Below are 15,168 nucleotides of genomic sequence, written 5' to 3'. Positions count from 1 at the left end.
GTCATGAGTGACACGCTGGATCAGGATCAGGCCCTTTCCGCGGCCATGACCGGCACCTATCAGAAGAGCGGGACCTTCCTGCACTCGTCCGCCGCCGCGCATGCCGACAAGCTCGTGCCGGTGCTGGACAAATACCCGGTGGACGCCGCGGAAGTGGCGCTGCGGCTGCCGCCCAACCGGGCGCTCAATCCGTGCGCCTTCTATCCGGAGTCGACGCCGACCGTGGTCGAGCAGATGAATCTCGACGACGATCTCGCCGACAATCTGGCGCGGCAATTGCGGTGCCAGGCCGTCATTCAGGAGAGCTACGCGGAAGCCTCGATCGGCAATTACTTCCCGTTGTCGACCATGTTCGAGAACTGCGTGCTGTTCATCCCCTCGGCGAAACGCTTCTACGACCTCAACCAGGAGATCGTGCACAAGCATTTTCCGGAGGTGGAGACCGCGGTGGTGAACGCCTTCGTGGTCACCGCCAACAAACGGTCCTACGGCACGCACGCGGCCAGCGGTATCGCACTGCAGATTCCGTCGCTGGTGAAGAAGCAGCTCGGGTTCCCCACCGAATACCGCAGCTTCCACACCGCGCTGACCCCGACGCCGCTGGACCGGCAGCCGTTCGTCATCTTCGAGGAAGCCGAACAGGAGGCGCCCAACCTGCAGTTCGTCTACGAGAAGATGCTCGAATACGGTTTGGACAGCGAGGAGAAGGCCGCGGTCGACAAGGCCCTCTACCTGTTCCTGGAGGGCAAGCTGTCGGAGATCGACCTGCCCACCGTGCGCGATTTCCTCATGGCCAAGTACTGGTCGAAGAAGTACGCGGATACGCCGTCACCGGGCTATTACTGCGACTCCCGCATCGGTGACGCGCTGGTGTTCGACAACTACCGCGCGCACGGCGACGGCACGCTGCCGAGTTCGCCCAAGGATCGGCTGACCATCGACTTCCGCTGCTTCAACCGGGTGCACTATCCGGCCGGCATGACCAGCGGGCTCGATTTCATCGTCGATCCCGCGGAGCGCGATCACCAGATCAAGCGGAAGCGGGCCTCGCTCGAATTCCTGCTCGCCACCTTGGGTTACGAGGACATCGACGAGTTCCTGCGGCTGGTCTTCGGCGGCAGGCACACTGAGGACATTAACCCTTTCGGGTTGATGACCGATCTTCAGTTCGGGGTCTACAACAAGTCCGAGTACCACCTGCTGGACCAGAACCTCGACGACCACTACGAGCGGGTCGAGCGTCTGTACGAGCGGATCGAGAAGGAGGGGGAGTATGTGCTTCCGGCTCGCGCGAAGCAGTATCTCGATGCACTCTCACACTGAACGACGCTCTCTCACAGAAGGATTGGCCCTATGACCCGTGTCGTCGAAACCAGCCGCCTGGTGCGCGAATGGTTCCGGATCGCCAAACTGCCGCACGATCCGGCCACCAAGGAGTTCCTCGGCCGCTGCCAGTCGCACACCATCAAGGTGGACGGCAAGGCCTACAAGTACTACCAGGCCGGCAGCGGACCCACCGTGCTGCACGTGCACGGGGTCCGCAGCAATCTGGGCAGCATGACCGCCATTGCCGAGGACCTGCTGGAACAGGGCTATCAGGTGGTGCTGTTCGACGCGCCCGCGCACGGCGAGGCGCTCGGCGACAGCACCGATCCCATCGAAGTGCGCGAGGTGATCCGGGCCATCGCCGGGCAGTTCCCGGAACTGCACGCCGTGGTCGGGCATTCGCTCGGATCGCTGTGGTCGCTGTCCGCGTGGCGTGAGGGGCTGCGCGCGAAGGCGTTCGTATCGATCTCGGCGCCGGCGACCATGCGGTTCCTGGTCGACAAGATGGCCGACTTCATGCCCATCGAGCAAGATCAGCTCGACGAGCTGGCGGCGGCCATCGAGGAACGGCTGGGCGCGGACGTGTGGGAGGTCTTCTCGCCCTCGGAGAACGCCAAGGCGGTCGACGTGCCGGCGCTGGTCATCCACGGCGCCAAGGACGATTACGTGCCGCCGGCCAACGGCGAGGCCCTGTACGCCGCGTGGCCCGGGTCCACTCTCGAATTGATCGACGGCGCCGATCATTTCGACATCGTCGGCTCGCCGGCGGTGCGTAAACTCATCTCCGCCTTCCTGCGGGAAGCCTGAATCCAGCGGTTTGGCAGACGATCTCGTGACGAGCAACAGCACCACAGCCTTCTTTCTCAGCATCGCCGTCGTGCTGGCCGCCGCGCGCGTGGTCGGGATCCTCTGCCGCCGCATCCATCAGCCACCGGTGGTGGGGGAGATCCTCGCCGGCGTAGCCCTCGGCGCCATCCCGATGGTGCGCGACGATCTCTTCCCCGGCCAGCAGAAATCCCTGCTGGCCGCGGTGGCGGCGGTCGGCCTGGCGGCCTTCATGTTCGTCATGGGCTTCGAACTCGACTTCGCCGACGTGTGGCGGCGTCGCGGCCGCCCCATCGTCATAGCAATGGGCTCGGTGGGCGTCCCCCTGATCGCGGGCACCCTGCTCGCCCTGCCCCTGGCCGCCCGCCACGGCCCCGGCTCACCCGCGGCCTTCGTCGCCTTCGTCGCCGTCGCCATGTCCGTGACCGCCATGCCGGTCCTGGCCCGCATCCTCGCCGACACCCGCCTGGACGGAACCTTCGCGGGCAGAATGGCTTTCGCCGTCGCCGCCCTGGGCGACGCCGTCGCCTGGATAGCCCTGGCGGTCATCGCCGCGGCCGCCGGCACCCAGAGCGCACACGGCTGGCGCATGGTGTTCCTGCCCGCCTACATCCTGGCCTTGGTCTTCGTGGTCCGCCCCCTACTACGCCGCATGGTGGCCGCCGAAGGCAAGAGCCGCTCCTGGCGCGACCCCAGCCCCACCCTGCCCGTCATCGCCCTCCTCCTGGCCGTCTCCTGCGCCGCCACCGAATGGATGGGCCTGCATTTCGCCTTCGGCGCCTTCGCCTTCGGCATAGCCTTCCCCCGAGCCGGCCTCACCCGCGAACCCCAGACCATCACCGCCCAATTCACCGCCGTAGCCGACCTCCTCATGCCCATCTACTTCGTCCTGGCCGGCTACAGCGTCGTCCTCCAAACCGTCGACACCACAGCCGCCCTCATCCTGATCGCGGTCCTGTTCGTAGCCATCGCCTCCAAAACAGGCGGCGGCTACCTCGGCGCCCGCGCCGCCGGCATCGACCACCCCGAAGCCCGCACCATAGCCATCCTCCTCAACACCCGCGGCCTAACCGAAGTAGTAATCCTCACCGTAGGCCTCCAAGTAGGCATAATCGACGAAACCTTCTACGCCCTAATGCTCGTCATGGCCCTCGTAACCACAGCCGCCACCGGCCCCCTCCTATCCCTCTTCCGCCCCACCCCGGACACCCCCGCCGCCCCCACCCACCCTCAACCATCGGGCAGCGATGAACTCAGACGCGCAGTCTAGGCAGTTCGGTGGGCTAACGCGAGGGGGTGGTGCGGCGGAGGGTTTCGGTTATGCCGCGGGCGTAGCGGCCGGGGGAGATGCCGCGCCATTGGCGGAAGGCGGCGGAGAAGCTGGAGGCGCCGGAGTAGCCGAGGCGGTGGGCTACCTCTTCTACGGTTAGGCCGGATTCGAGGAGGTCTTCGGCCAGGCCGCCGTAGATTTCGGAGGTGACCTGGCGGTAGGAGGTGCCTTCTTCGGCCAGGCGGCGGCGCATGGTGCGGAGGCTCAGGTGGAGGGCGGAGGCTACCTCGTCTTGGGTGACTCGGCCGCCTATGCGGTGGAGGAGGACGTTGCGGACGGTGCCGGCCATGCCGCGGTCCATATTGCGGCGGCGGAGGAGGTCGGCGCACTCCTGCTCGAACAGGGCGGCGGTGAGGGGACTCGCTTGCGGCATCGGTTCGTCGAAGCCGGTGGCGTCGAAGACCGCCAGGTGGGGGCCGTCGCAGTCGGTGGCGGGGATTTCGAAGTGGTCCAGGACGTGTTGGAGGCGGGGGCGGAGGTCGGCGCCGATTTCGGCGCGCAGGACGGGAGCGGGGGCGCCGAAGGCGTGCATCCAGTTGGAGTGCATGGCGGCGACGTCGCGTTCGAGGAGGAAACCGCGGATGTCGGCGGGGACTTCGGAATCGTCGAAGTAGATCCATACTTCGTCGCCGCGGTCGAGGTGCCAGGCATTGGCGAAGGAGATGATCAGGTTGAAATAGCGCATGGTGAATTCGACGGCGGAGCGGCGGGTGGGGCTGCTCATCAGGGCCAGGGCGAAAATACCGGCGGAGGTGACGGGAGTTCTTGCGCCGACCTCGATTCCGAGGCCCGGGCGGTCGTCGAAGGCTTTCACGATATTGCGCACCAGGGCGATTTCCTGGGCGGCGGTTATCTCGGCGCCGGGCGTGGCCAACACCGTGGGCGAAATGCCGGTATCTCTCAAGCATTCGTCCAGTTCGAGGCCCCGATCCCTGCCCGTCTCGACGAGAATCGCCGAAAACGCTACCGTTCGCCGCCGATCCCAGCACGCCACGTCACAATGGAACGCCGTCTGGCCAATGCGGGCAAGAAGTTGGCCGGAATTCGTAGCCACCCGAGACGATTCGAGGTCTGCGTATGAGCCAGCCGCCGGACGAATCGGCCGAGTTCCGCATTGCGGACCACATCTACGGAATCGCCGCATTCCTCGGCGGAATGGCCAATGTCATCATGCAATTGAGCCTGCCGCCGGTCGGGTACGGGGTCTACGAGAGCACCGTCGAGAGCGGCCGGGTGGATCGCCACCCCTTCAAGCGGCTGCGCACGACCCTCACCTATCTGGCCGTGGCGACCATGGGGACCGATGCCGAGCGCGCCGCCTATCGCGCCGCCGTCGACGCGCAGCACCGGTTCGTCCGGTCCACGCCGTCGAGCCCGGTGCGCTACAACGCCTTCGACCGCGAACTGCAACTATGGGTCGCGGCCTGCCTGTACCGCGGCTACCTCGACATCCTGGAGAAATTCCGGGGCGGAACCCTGGACCAGGCGATCGCCGACCCGCTCTACCGGCACTGCTCCCGCCTGGCCACCACGCTCCAAGTGCCGTCGGCCATGTGGCCGGCCGACCGGACCGCCTTCGAGCAGTACTGGCAAGCCGGTCTGGCCCGCGCCCATATCGATCCGGTGATCCGTGACTACTTCGACGGCCTGATCGACCTCGCCATGCTCCCGCGCCCACTGCGCTTCCTCTGCGCCCGGTTTCACCGCTACCTGGTCACCGGCCTGCTCCCGGCCGAACTCCGCGCGCAATTGAACATGACCTGGACACCGGCACAGCAACGGCGATTCGATCGCTTCCTGCGGCTGCTCGGAGCAGTCGTCGTCCACGCACCCAAACCGATTCGCCTGCTGCCGGTGAACCTCTGCCTGTGGGATCTGCGCCGCCGCATGCGCACCGGAAAGCCATTGGTCTGACGGTCCGGCACGCAGTCGGAAATTGCCTCGGAATACCTGACACAAGATGTCGTGATTCGCTGGAACGCTTGCTGCTACGGCGTCACCGACAGCGGCCACCCGGCCGTTGGGCGCCCGTGTTTCAACGAATCGAACGGAACTGATGTGGTAGTGGAACGAACGGCTGTCAACCCGGTGTCGTGGTCGCTGGCAATGGGATTCAACCAGGCCGAGCTGGTCTCCGGGCAGTCCCGGACCCTGTACTGCTCCGGCCAGACCGCCATGAGCGCCGAGGGCGAGCCGCAGCACGACGGCGATATGGCGGCACAGCTGGCGCTGAGCCTCGACAATCTGGAGGCCGTGCTGAAAGAGGCCGGCATGGCGCTCGCGAACCTGGTCCGGCTCAATGTCTACACCACCGACGTCGACCTGCTCTTCCAGCATTACGGCGTGCTGGCCGCGCGCTTGGGCGCGGCCGGAGTGGCGCCCGCGACCACGATGCTCGGCGTCACCCGGCTCGCCATCCCCGGCCAGATGATCGAACTCGAGGGCACCGCCGTCGACTGATCCGCCCGCTCAGCCCGGATTGACCGCACGATGCATGGCGGCCACCCCGAAGGTCAGGTTCCGCCACTGCACCCGGCCCCAGCCCGCATCCTCGATGATGCGGGCGAGGTCGGCCTGGCGGGGCGTCAGGATCCGCGCGGAACGATCAGGCCGGATTCATATGCGAGAACGACGAGCTGGGCGCGATCGCGGGCATGCAGTTTGGTCATGGCCCGGTTGATGTGGGTTTTCGCGGTCAGCGGGGTGATGACCATGTGGGCGGCGATCTCGTCGTTGGACAGGCCCCGCGCGACCAGGATGACGGCCTCGCGTTCGCGAGCAGTCAGATCGTGCAATGCCGCGGCCCCGGTGTGCGGCGGCTGCGTGACGTATCGGTCGATGAGTTTGCGCGTGATCGACGGAGCAAGAAGCGCATCACCGCGCGCGGCCACCCGGATGGCGTGCAGGAAGTCCTCCGGCTGAATGTCCTTCACCAGGAACCCGGCCGCACCGGCACGCAGCGCGTCGAAGACGTACTCGTCCAGGCCGTAGTTGGTGAGGATGACGACGTGCATCGCGGCCAGCTCCGGGTCCGCCGCGATACGGCGGGTGGCCTCGATGCCGTCCACGCCCGGCATCTGGATATCGATGAGCGCGATATCGGGCAGATGCTCCCGGGCCAGCGCCACGCCCTCGGCCCCGTCCGAGGCCTCGGCCACCACCTCGATATCGTCCTCGATATCGAGCAGGGCGCGGAAACCACTGCGAATCAGCGGCTGATCGTCGACCAATAGAACGCGAATCACGGCCGCTCCACGGGAAGTTCGGCGCAGACGCTGAATCCGCCTTCGACGCGCGGCGCGGCTCGCAGCCGCCCGCCCAGCGCGGTGACCCGTTCGCGCATACCGAGCAGCCCGACGCCGGCCGAGGGCGCGCGATCCTTGGCCCCCATGCCGTCATCGTCGACCTGGACGACCAAAGTGTCCGGGCGGTAATCGATTCGGACCGAGGCCGTGTCCGCGGCGGCATGGCGGGCGATATTGGTCAGCGACTCCTGCACGATCCGGTACACGGTGCGATCCACCGCCACCGGCACATCCTGCCGCTGACCCGCAATGGTCAGCGTCGCATCCAATCCCGTTGTGCGGGCGCGTTCCACCAGCTCCGGAACCTGCTCGAGCCCGTGCCGCGGCTCGGACCCGTCATCGCGCAATGCCTCCAGGGTGGCGCGCAGCTCCCGCGCCGCCTCCCGCCCGGCCTCCCGGATCGCCAGCAATGCCTCCGGCACCTCCTCACCCCGTTTGCGGGCCACGTGCACGGCGGCCTCGGACTGCACCTTGATCACCGAAATCTGGTGCGTGAGCGAATCATGCAGCTCCCGCGCAATGTGCAGCCGCTCCTCGTCGGCGCGACGGCGCGCGGTCTCCTCCCGGGTGCGCTCGGCCTCGTCGGCCCGCCGCTCGGCCTGCCGCAGCGCCTCACCCGCCGCACCCGCCGCGATCAGCCAGGCGATCTCGAGCGCGCCGCGGGCCTGCGCGAACGCCGCGCCCGTATCGTGCAGCGCGGCCAGCGCCGCGAGCGGCAGCGCCGCCAGCATGGCCACCGACACCGCCAGCGTGACCAGCCGATGACCCGCCCGCACCGCGGCGTACACCGCGAAGACGAACGCGACCGCCGGGACATCGAAACCGGCGGCCTGATAGCCCAAGGCGCACAATCCGGTTGCTCCCAGGACGGCGATCGGAGCCGTGCGGCGCGCCACCAGCGCCAGACCGCTGCACACCAGCAAGGCGTAGCCCAGCGGGCCGAGGATCGCGGGACCGGACGGGGAGTGCTGCCCGGACAGCCCGGCGACCAGCACGACCCCCGCCACACCGAGGGCGATCGCCACGTCTCCGAGACCGATTCGTCCCCAGCTCATGTGTGCACCCTATCCGGGCGGGCGCGCGGGCGCGTCCTGCTCACGCAGGAGCACGCGGCTACCGCGGCGGCGGTAGACCCGCTCTCGTCGCGGCCGCGGATTTGGGCACTGTGACTGGTTGCACAGGCGGTTCTTCGTGCTATTTCCTCTGGTAGACAAGGAAATCGACTGGCAGCGTTGCAGGATATGATCAAGGTTGTCCGCCGGGCCGCGCTCCTGTCAGCAGTGGTCACAGTGGCGTGTGCGGGTGGGTGTGCGGGGGTGGCCACCGCCGAACCGGAACCGGTGAGTGCGGCGAGCGATCGGCAGGAGCAGGTGCTCTCCACCCGGGACGGAATCACCACCTCCTATGTGAGTTTCGCGCTGCCGCTACCCGCGAACGCACCGGCGCACCCCGCGAGCTGCGATCGGGTGGGCATGCTGCGGTATCGCCCCGCCGACGGTCCCGCGGACGCCCGCGACGCCGAGCACGTGGTGATCCAGCAGCAGGGATTGCACGGCGGCGCGGTCAATTCCGACAGTGTGGCTTTCAATACCGTGCACTCGGCGCTGGCCCAGGGGCAGCGGATCGAGTACTGGGCGCTGGCCCGCCGCAGCACTTGCCTGGATGAAACCCGTGGCTTCGACTACGCGCTGGAAACCGGCAACTATCTCGATGCGGTCGACTACTACTTCAATGGGATGCCCATCGACGGTGAGCGTTTCGCGGGCTTCAAGGCTCCAGCGGATCTGCCGGTGCTCGACTTCATGGGACTCGATCGCGTCGTGCGTGATCAGTACGAGGTGATGCTGCACGAGATTCCGGAGCACGCCGAGCGGCAGCGCAAGTTCGTCTGCACCGGAATCTCCCTGGGCGGCTTGGTCACCGGGTTCTTCTCCGATTGGGACTTCGACGGCCGGCCAGGGGCCGATCAGTGCGTCGCGTTCGCCGCCCAGGATTCGATGATCTCGTCCGATCCGGTCGCCATTCAGAACACTCCGTTTCTGCACGATCTCACCAATGCCATTGTCGGGCCTTTGGATTCGGTATTGCAGAACGGCTTCCGGCTGAACGCGCTGCCGCGCACCTTCGGGTCCATGCCCGGACTCGGCACCCGCGCCTTCGTCCTGCTGCGCCTGGCCGGACTGGCCGCGCACTTGGACCCCGACGGCGAAAGTCAACTGCTGGCGCATCTTCCGCGTGATCTGGACATCGACGGCACGCTCGGCACGCTGGGAGCGCCCACCTGGGCCGCCTGGGTGACCAATGGCGCGGACGGCTCCGGCTCGCTGCGCGACTACCGCTTCACCAATACCGCGCTGCTGGGCGTGCTCATCGACAACAACTCCTCCAACTTCTCCCTCTTCCAGCAGGGTGTGGGTGCGCTGGCGGGAGGTCCGGTGCAGGACAAGAGCTTTCCCAATCCGGGCGAGCTAACTCAGCTTCCGCTGCTGGGCAACTTCCTGCGCATCACCGCGGGACCGCAGCGGCGCGTGGCGCCCACCGACCGCACCGCGCTCTATACCTGGCGCAACTATGACGACGTCACCGGTATCCCGTACACCTCGCCCAATCATGAGGTCGCCGATATCCGCGATGTGGCACGGCAATTGGCGAGCGGCGGGCCCAGCGCGTACTGGGAGACCTATTTCCCGCTGCGGCTGGTCACCGATATCGCCGCCGGGTTCGGCGGCGCCCGCAGTGGTGATCGCGCTGTCCTGCGGTATCACGGCATGAGCCGGCTGAAGCCCAACTTCGTGGCCTGGGCGGGAGACAGTCCGGTGCCGCCCGCCACCGGCACGTTCTTTCCGACTCCGGCATTGGCGCACGTGGTCACGCTGCCGGGATACAACCACATCGACACGATTGGGGCCGCCCGCACCCAGAATGACGGGCAGCCGGATCACAGCGGCTGGCAGTTGGCGTTGTTCATCCGCAGCCTCGGCTGATCAGGCGGCAATCTGATTGCCATTGAGTCGCTGCTGAGCGTCTGAGCTGGTGAGAGACGTAACCAGCGATTGCCGAATTGTCCGGAGTGGGCCATTGTGGTGAGGTGCGGCGTCTGCGGGAAGCGCTCGAAGCTGTAGCGGTGTGCCTGGCGGCCGTGCTCGCCGGGCTCACGGTCATGGTGCCGATCGACCCCACCCTCGATTCCTCGGAGGCTTCGGCTCCCTGGGTTGACCTGGCGGTTTTCAATGTGCCCCGGGCTACGACGGCCGCCGCGTTCGTGGCGGTGCTCGCCGCCGTCTTCGCCGTGATGATGAGCGTGGCCTCGGCGTGGATTACCGCCATGCTGGTCGCGGTGGCGCTGCTGGGCAATCAGGTGCTGTGGAGCAATGAGATCGGGTCGCAGTCGGCGCTCACCTATGTTGATTCGCTGTGGGCGGGGGCGCTCATGGGGTTGGTGGGCACGCTGTCGTGGTATCGGCGGACGACTGCGAGCGCCTTTTTGCTGGGTGCGCTGACCGGCATTCTGATCGGTGATTTCACGCCTTCGCCGACGGCGGGGGAGGAGCCCTCGTTCCTGGACCGGTTCCTGCTCGATTCGCCGCATGCGGCCTCGGTGGCCGTGCTCGCCGTGCTGGCGGGGGCGTGTGCGCTGCTGTACCGGCATCGGCCGGCTCCGGTGCGCAGGCTGGTGGATGTGATTCCGCTGCGGCCGATTCTGGCGGCGGGGATCGTGTTCCCGGCCATCCTGCTCACCTCGGAATGGTTCGCGCAGGACGGCTACGACATGCGGGTGCTGTGCGTGGGCGTGGTGCTCATCGTGCTGGCCGCCATCGCGGGGGCGCTCATCCTGCCCGGGCGGGACGGCATGCTGTTACTGCTCATGGTGGCCTTCGCCGCGGCGGGCAGCACCCCGATCACTGTGCCCCGGCCCGACTGGGCGGTCCTCGTCTTCGTGGCGGCCATCGCGCTCGGCCTGCTGGTCGGATATCGGCGCGGGCTGCCGCTGGTGGCGGCCGGGGTGACGGCGGCGCTGGCGGTCGGCTCGATCGTCACGGTGCTCACCGGCGTGCACGGCACGTTCACGGCCGTGCTCAGCGGCACGGCCGTGGCTTTCGTCGGCGGCTACTGCCTGGGCGCGGCGACCCCGTTGTTCCCCAGCATTCCGCCGCTGTGCATCGCGGTGCTGTTCGTGCCCTCGGCCGCGGTCGCCCTGTGGGGCAGGGATTTCGAGCGGGTGGCCTATTCGCCGACCTGGTACCGCCCCACCGAACCGGTCATGGCGGTCGCGCCCGGCGTGGTCGCCCTGGCCATCACCATCGGCTGTGCGGGCGGGATCGCCCTGCTGTACCGCGTGCGCCCGGCCACCAAGGAAGCGGTGCGCGGGCGCTGGGCCCGGATGCACGCGGCGGGCGAACGCGGGTCGGGCGCGCCGGTGGTGCGGCCCATCCAGTCGGGCCGGGTTTCGCCGACGGGCTTCTAGCCGACAACGGCGGGCGCGGGTCCGATCCGCGCCCGCCGTCGCGGGTATCCGCCGCCCGCGTCCGTCACGCGGCGAGGGCGAGCTGCCGGGCCTCCCGCGCGGGCCAGCGCGGGTGCTCGGCGTCGATCACGTACACGTGGGTGTGCCGGTAGAGACCCTCGCCCACGAGTTCGGCATCGCCCAGCCGGGCCGGGTCGATGGTGCCGGCCGCGTGCAGGTGGGTGATCTCGGCCGGATCCTCGCCCGGCCACATGCGCGCCGCCACCGTGACACCGGCCGCGGCGAGCGCCGCCAGCGTCACCCAGGTTGCGGTGAAACCGGCTGCGGTGGTGAGCCATCCGGCGATCGGATAGGTGAGCAGCCAGGCCAGGTGCGAGAGCGAGAACTGCGCGGCGAACAGCGCCGGGCGGTCGGCGGCCCGCGAGGAGCGTCGCAGCACCTGACCGGTCGGGGTGAGAATGGCCGCGGTGCCCGCGCCGATCACCGACCACACCGCGATGGCCGCGGCCCAGCGCCAGTCGCCCGATCCGGCGGTCGACAGCGCGATGCCGGCGCCGAGTCCGGCGAGCAGCGTGGCCGCGCCGGTCAGCATGACCGGCCGGGCGCCGACGCGATCCAGCACGCGGGGCAGCGACAGCGCGACGAGCATGGTGCCGAATCCATTGGCGGCCAAGAGCATCGCCACACCGGACTGTGTTCCGCCCAGGGTGTCGCGCACATAGTTGACGGTATTGACCATGATCACCGAGCCGGCGGCCGCGACCACCAGGTTCAGCCCGAGCAGTCCGCGCAGGCGCGGGGTGGCGGCGAAGATCCGCATGCCGACGGTGATCCGCTCGCGGAAGCTGCCCTCGGTCTTGGCGGTGGCATTCGGGATGCGGGTGCCGATCACCAGTGCGGCCGAGATGACGAAGCCGATGGCGGTGCCGACGAACAGCCAGTGGAAGCTGATCAGGGTCAGCGCGGCCGCGGCCAGCATGGGGCTGAGCAGGGTCTCCATGGTCGCCGCCAGCTGCGCGGCCGACAGCGCCCGGGTGTAGTCGCGCTCATCGGGCAGGATGTCGGGGATCACGGCCTGATAGGTCGGGGTGAAGGCGGCCGAGGCGGTCTGCAGGATCGCGATGAGCAGGTAGATCTGCCAGATCTGGTCGATGAACGGCAGCGCCAGCACGACCGCGGCGCGAATCGCGTTGAGCGACACCAGGAACAGCCGGCGCGGGAAGCGATCGGCGTAGGCGCCGACAATCGGCGCGACCGTGACGTAGACCAGCATTTTGATGGTGAGCGCGGTGCCGAGCACGGCGGCGGCGTCCGCGCCGGCGAGTTCGTAGGCGAGCAGTCCCAGTGCGACGGTGGTCAAACCGGTGCCGAACAGGGCCGACACCTGGGCGGTGAACAGCCGCAGGTAATCGCGGTGGGTGAACAGGGAAGTGATCATGAGAGTTTCGTCCTGAAGTTCGTGCTCGTACGAATCCGCCTGCCCACCAGCCGCTTTCGGGCGGCCGGTGGGCTGTCGACGTCAGTCGGCGAGCTGGTAACCGGCGGTGCTCACGGCGGTCGCGATCGACTCCCGGTCCACGGGGCGCTCGCTGTCGAATGAGACACGGCCACTGACGAAGTCGACATCCACGCCGGTGACACCGGGCAGCTTGCCGACCTCCTTGCTGACGGAGTTGGCGCAGCAGCCGCAGGTCATGCCGGTCACGGTGACGGAGGTGGTGCTCATGGAGATCCCTTTCTCGTGATCGCCGGTCGGCGACGAAAGGAACCATACCCCCCTAGGGTATCTAGCGCAAGATCGCGTTCGGGTGTCCGGGGCCCTTGACGCGCGGTCGCCGCGCGGCGGCCGGTCTGTAGTGCGGCAGTGACAATTGTCTGGCGTGTGGTCTTGATAACTCTCGCGGCTGCTGCAATGGTGGGGGAGATTTCTATTTCTTTCGCCCCTCAAAGACGAGGAGATTTGCGATGAGTTCGGCGTTTTCCTGCTCCACTGCTAAGGGTCGCCCACTGCATATCGCCATGGTCGCCCCGCCCTATTTCGACATTCCGCCCGCCGGTTACGGCGGTATCGAGGCCATTGTTGCCGAACTGGCCGATGAATTGGTGAACCGCGGGCACCGTGTCACGCTCTTAGGATCCGGCAAATCGGGCACTCAAGCAGAATTCGTACAAATCTGGCAGGATCCGCTCACTGAACGGCTCGGCCAGCCATACCCCGAGGTCGTGCACGCCATGAAGGTGCAGAAAGCGATCGCGGAATTGGCCGGAACGAATTCCTTGGATATCGTGCACGACCACACCTTCGCCGGTCCGATGAATGCTCCTTTTTATCGTCAGCTGGGAATTCCCACCGTGGTCACCGCGCACGGCCCGGTCGACGATCCCGATATGATCGACTACTACCGTTCGCTGGACGAGTGTGTGCAGCTCGTGGCCATCAGCGACCGGCAACGGGAATTGACACCGGATTTCAATTGGATCGGACGGGTGCACAATGCGCTGCGCCCCGAGGAATGGCCGTTCCGCCCGAAAAAAGAGGACTATGCGTTGTTCCTCGGCCGCTACGCCCCCTACAAGGGCCCGCACCTGGCGCTCGCGGCCGCACACGCGGCCGGGATCCCGCTGGTGCTGGCCGCCAAGCTGAACGAGCCGCCGGAGAAGGCGTACTTCGAGGAGCGGATCCGGCCGCTGCTCACCGACTCGGACTCGGTCTACGGCGAGGCCGACGCGGTGGCCAAGCGGGAACTGCTGGCCTCGGCCCGCTGCCTGCTCTTCCCGATCCAATGGGAAGAACCCTTCGGCATCGTCATGATCGAGGCCATGGTGTGCGGCACGCCCGTGGTGGCGCTGCGCGGCGGCGCGGTGGCCGAGGTGCTCGAAGACGGTGTCACCGGCATCATCTGCGACGATCCGGCCGAGCTGCCCGATGCCATCGCGCGCGCCGGCGACCTGGATCCGCATGCCTGCCGCGAGCGCGTGCGGCGGCTGTTCGGCGTCGACAAGCTCGGCTCCGGTTACGAGAGCGTCTACTACCGGGCCCTGGAAACCGTCCCGCAACCGCCGTCGCTGCCGATTCTGCTGCCGGGCAGGGTGATTCGACGCGGATCGAGCGCGGTCAAGAGCCTGGCCTAGCCGCCGCCCGGTTCACTCGGAGCCGCCGCCCGGGCCCGCGCCGGTGCGGCCCGCGGCGGCGAAGAGGGTGCCGAGCGTGCTGGAGACGGTGGCCGCGCGGTCGAAGGCGTAGCCGAGTTCGCGCGCATGGCCGTCGAACAGGTACCAGGTGGAGGAGGTGAGCAGGCGGGCGATGGCCTCCTGGTCGGGCCGGCCGGAATCATCGGGGCGGCCGAGGTATTCGGTGACGATGCCCTCGACGAGGCCGACCAGCCCGTACACCAGTGGGTGAAACGGCGCGACGTCGATGCCGAGCACTCTGGTCCAGGACGTGAACCGCCGCCACAGCGTGTCGGCAATGTGCTGGCGGAAGGTGGCGACGGTATCGGTGGCCGTGCCCGCGCCGGGCAGCGGCCCGACCTGGGCGAAGCGGTACAGGTTGGGATGCTCGGCGGCGTAGCGCACCACGGTGCGCATGATGTCGTACACGATCTGCTCGACGGTCTTGGCCGGATCCAGCACCAGGATCGCCTCGAATTCCGCCAGGTAGCGCTGGAATACGAACTCGCGGACATAGGCGTCCAGATCGTCGCGGTTCTCGAACTGGCGGTAGATGACCGAGCGGGCCAGCCCGGCGCGGTCGGCGATCTGCGCGGTGGAGATCTCCGCGCCCGGCGGATGCTCCTCGATGAGCGCGACCGCGGCTTCCAGGATGGTGGTCCGGCGCGCCGAATTGTGTTCGTGCCAGCGCTGACCGCCCGATCGCCGGCGATGCGGTCGCAGGTCGAGGGGCGGTCTCACGGTAT

General features: G+C 67.7%; 15 protein-coding genes. 8 read left to right on the top strand and 7 right to left on the bottom strand.

Translation table 11 applies throughout. From position 1 onward, the window contains the following. The first annotated feature begins 3 nt into the window (after positions 1–3). From ACFVIV_RS28605 to ACFVIV_RS28595, 3 genes are read left to right on the top strand one after another with little or no spacing between them, the layout of a single operon-like run. Complete coding sequence (locus tag ACFVIV_RS28605; protein ID WP_379201526.1) at positions 4–1,323, top strand: hypothetical protein; 1,320 nt, start codon at positions 4–6, stop codon at positions 1,321–1,323. A gap of 30 nt (positions 1,324–1,353) precedes the next feature. After that, entirely contained in the window at positions 1,354–2,133 is a 780-nt protein-coding gene (locus tag ACFVIV_RS28600; protein WP_379201524.1) for an alpha/beta fold hydrolase, read from the top strand. Positions 2,134–2,158: 25 nt separating this feature from the next. Further along, positions 2,159–3,421 carry a cation:proton antiporter gene (locus tag ACFVIV_RS28595; RefSeq protein ID WP_379201522.1) on the top strand — a complete coding sequence of 421 codons (1,263 nt, stop codon included), beginning with the start codon at positions 2,159–2,161 and terminating at the stop codon, positions 3,419–3,421. Between the two features lie 13 nt (positions 3,422–3,434). Here the strand turns inward: ACFVIV_RS28595 and ACFVIV_RS28590 are convergent, their stop codons facing one another. After that, positions 3,435–4,475: an AraC family transcriptional regulator ligand-binding domain-containing protein gene (locus tag ACFVIV_RS28590; RefSeq protein WP_379201520.1), complete on the bottom strand. Its 1,041-nt coding sequence runs from the start codon at positions 4,473–4,475 to the stop codon at positions 3,435–3,437. A gap of 83 nt (positions 4,476–4,558) precedes the next feature. Between ACFVIV_RS28590 and ACFVIV_RS28585 the strand changes: the two genes are divergently transcribed. Both ACFVIV_RS28585 and ACFVIV_RS28580 read left to right on the top strand, forming a co-directional pair. Beyond that, a complete protein-coding gene (locus tag ACFVIV_RS28585) occupies positions 4,559–5,395 on the top strand; it encodes an oxygenase MpaB family protein (protein WP_379201518.1) in 837 nt (278 codons plus the stop codon). Between the two features lie 150 nt (positions 5,396–5,545). Next, on the top strand, positions 5,546–5,941 hold the full coding sequence (locus ACFVIV_RS28580; protein ID WP_379201517.1) for a RidA family protein: 396 nt from the start codon (positions 5,546–5,548) through the stop codon (positions 5,939–5,941). A gap of 9 nt (positions 5,942–5,950) precedes the next feature. Here ACFVIV_RS28580 and ACFVIV_RS28575 read toward each other — a convergent pair whose 3' ends face one another. From ACFVIV_RS28575 to ACFVIV_RS28565, 3 genes are read right to left on the bottom strand one after another with little or no spacing between them, the layout of a single operon-like run. Next, entirely contained in the window at positions 5,951–6,070 is a 120-nt protein-coding gene (locus ACFVIV_RS28575) for a class I SAM-dependent methyltransferase (RefSeq protein ID WP_379201556.1), read from the bottom strand. Beyond that, positions 6,067–6,726 carry a response regulator gene (locus ACFVIV_RS28570; protein WP_379201515.1) on the bottom strand — a complete coding sequence of 220 codons (660 nt, stop codon included), beginning with the start codon at positions 6,724–6,726 and terminating at the stop codon, positions 6,067–6,069. Before ACFVIV_RS28570 ends, ACFVIV_RS28575 begins: the two co-directional genes overlap by 4 nt. After that, on the bottom strand, positions 6,723–7,841 hold the full coding sequence (locus ACFVIV_RS28565) for a sensor histidine kinase (protein WP_379201513.1): 1,119 nt from the start codon (positions 7,839–7,841) through the stop codon (positions 6,723–6,725). The genes ACFVIV_RS28570 and ACFVIV_RS28565 overlap by 4 nt, the downstream gene beginning before the upstream one ends. Before the next feature lie 261 nt (positions 7,842–8,102). Here ACFVIV_RS28565 and ACFVIV_RS28560 point away from each other — a divergent pair, with 261 nt between their 5' ends. Both ACFVIV_RS28560 and ACFVIV_RS28555 read left to right on the top strand, forming a co-directional pair. Then, a complete protein-coding gene (locus ACFVIV_RS28560; RefSeq protein WP_379201511.1) occupies positions 8,103–9,770 on the top strand; it encodes a hypothetical protein in 1,668 nt (555 codons plus the stop codon). 104 nt (positions 9,771–9,874) lie between these two features. Further along, entirely contained in the window at positions 9,875–11,251 is a 1,377-nt protein-coding gene (locus tag ACFVIV_RS28555; RefSeq protein WP_379201509.1) for a hypothetical protein, read from the top strand. A gap of 64 nt (positions 11,252–11,315) precedes the next feature. Here ACFVIV_RS28555 and ACFVIV_RS28550 read toward each other — a convergent pair whose 3' ends face one another. After that, positions 11,316–12,689, bottom strand: coding sequence for an MFS transporter (locus tag ACFVIV_RS28550; RefSeq protein WP_379201507.1), 1,374 nt, complete (start codon positions 12,687–12,689; stop codon positions 11,316–11,318). An 81-nt stretch (positions 12,690–12,770) separates the two neighbouring features. Then, positions 12,771–12,977 (bottom strand): heavy-metal-associated domain-containing protein, encoded by a 207-nt coding sequence (locus ACFVIV_RS28545; protein WP_379201505.1) that lies wholly within the window; start codon positions 12,975–12,977, stop codon positions 12,771–12,773. A 239-nt stretch (positions 12,978–13,216) separates the two neighbouring features. Here ACFVIV_RS28545 and ACFVIV_RS28540 point away from each other — a divergent pair, with 239 nt between their 5' ends. After that, positions 13,217–14,383, top strand: coding sequence for a glycosyltransferase family 4 protein (locus tag ACFVIV_RS28540; RefSeq protein ID WP_379201503.1), 1,167 nt, complete (start codon positions 13,217–13,219; stop codon positions 14,381–14,383). A 12-nt stretch (positions 14,384–14,395) separates the two neighbouring features. Here the strand turns inward: ACFVIV_RS28540 and ACFVIV_RS28535 are convergent, their stop codons facing one another. Then, complete coding sequence (locus ACFVIV_RS28535) at positions 14,396–15,163, bottom strand: TetR/AcrR family transcriptional regulator (protein ID WP_379201501.1); 768 nt, start codon at positions 15,161–15,163, stop codon at positions 14,396–14,398. Between the last annotated feature and the right edge of the window lie 5 nt (positions 15,164–15,168).

It is taken from the genome of Nocardia sp. NPDC127526 (assembly GCF_042672265.1).
In the GTDB taxonomy this organism is placed as follows: Bacteria; Actinomycetota; Actinomycetes; order Mycobacteriales; family Mycobacteriaceae; genus Nocardia.
Note: the sequence above shows the minus strand (reverse complement) of the source record. Positions and strands in the feature narration are given on the sequence as shown.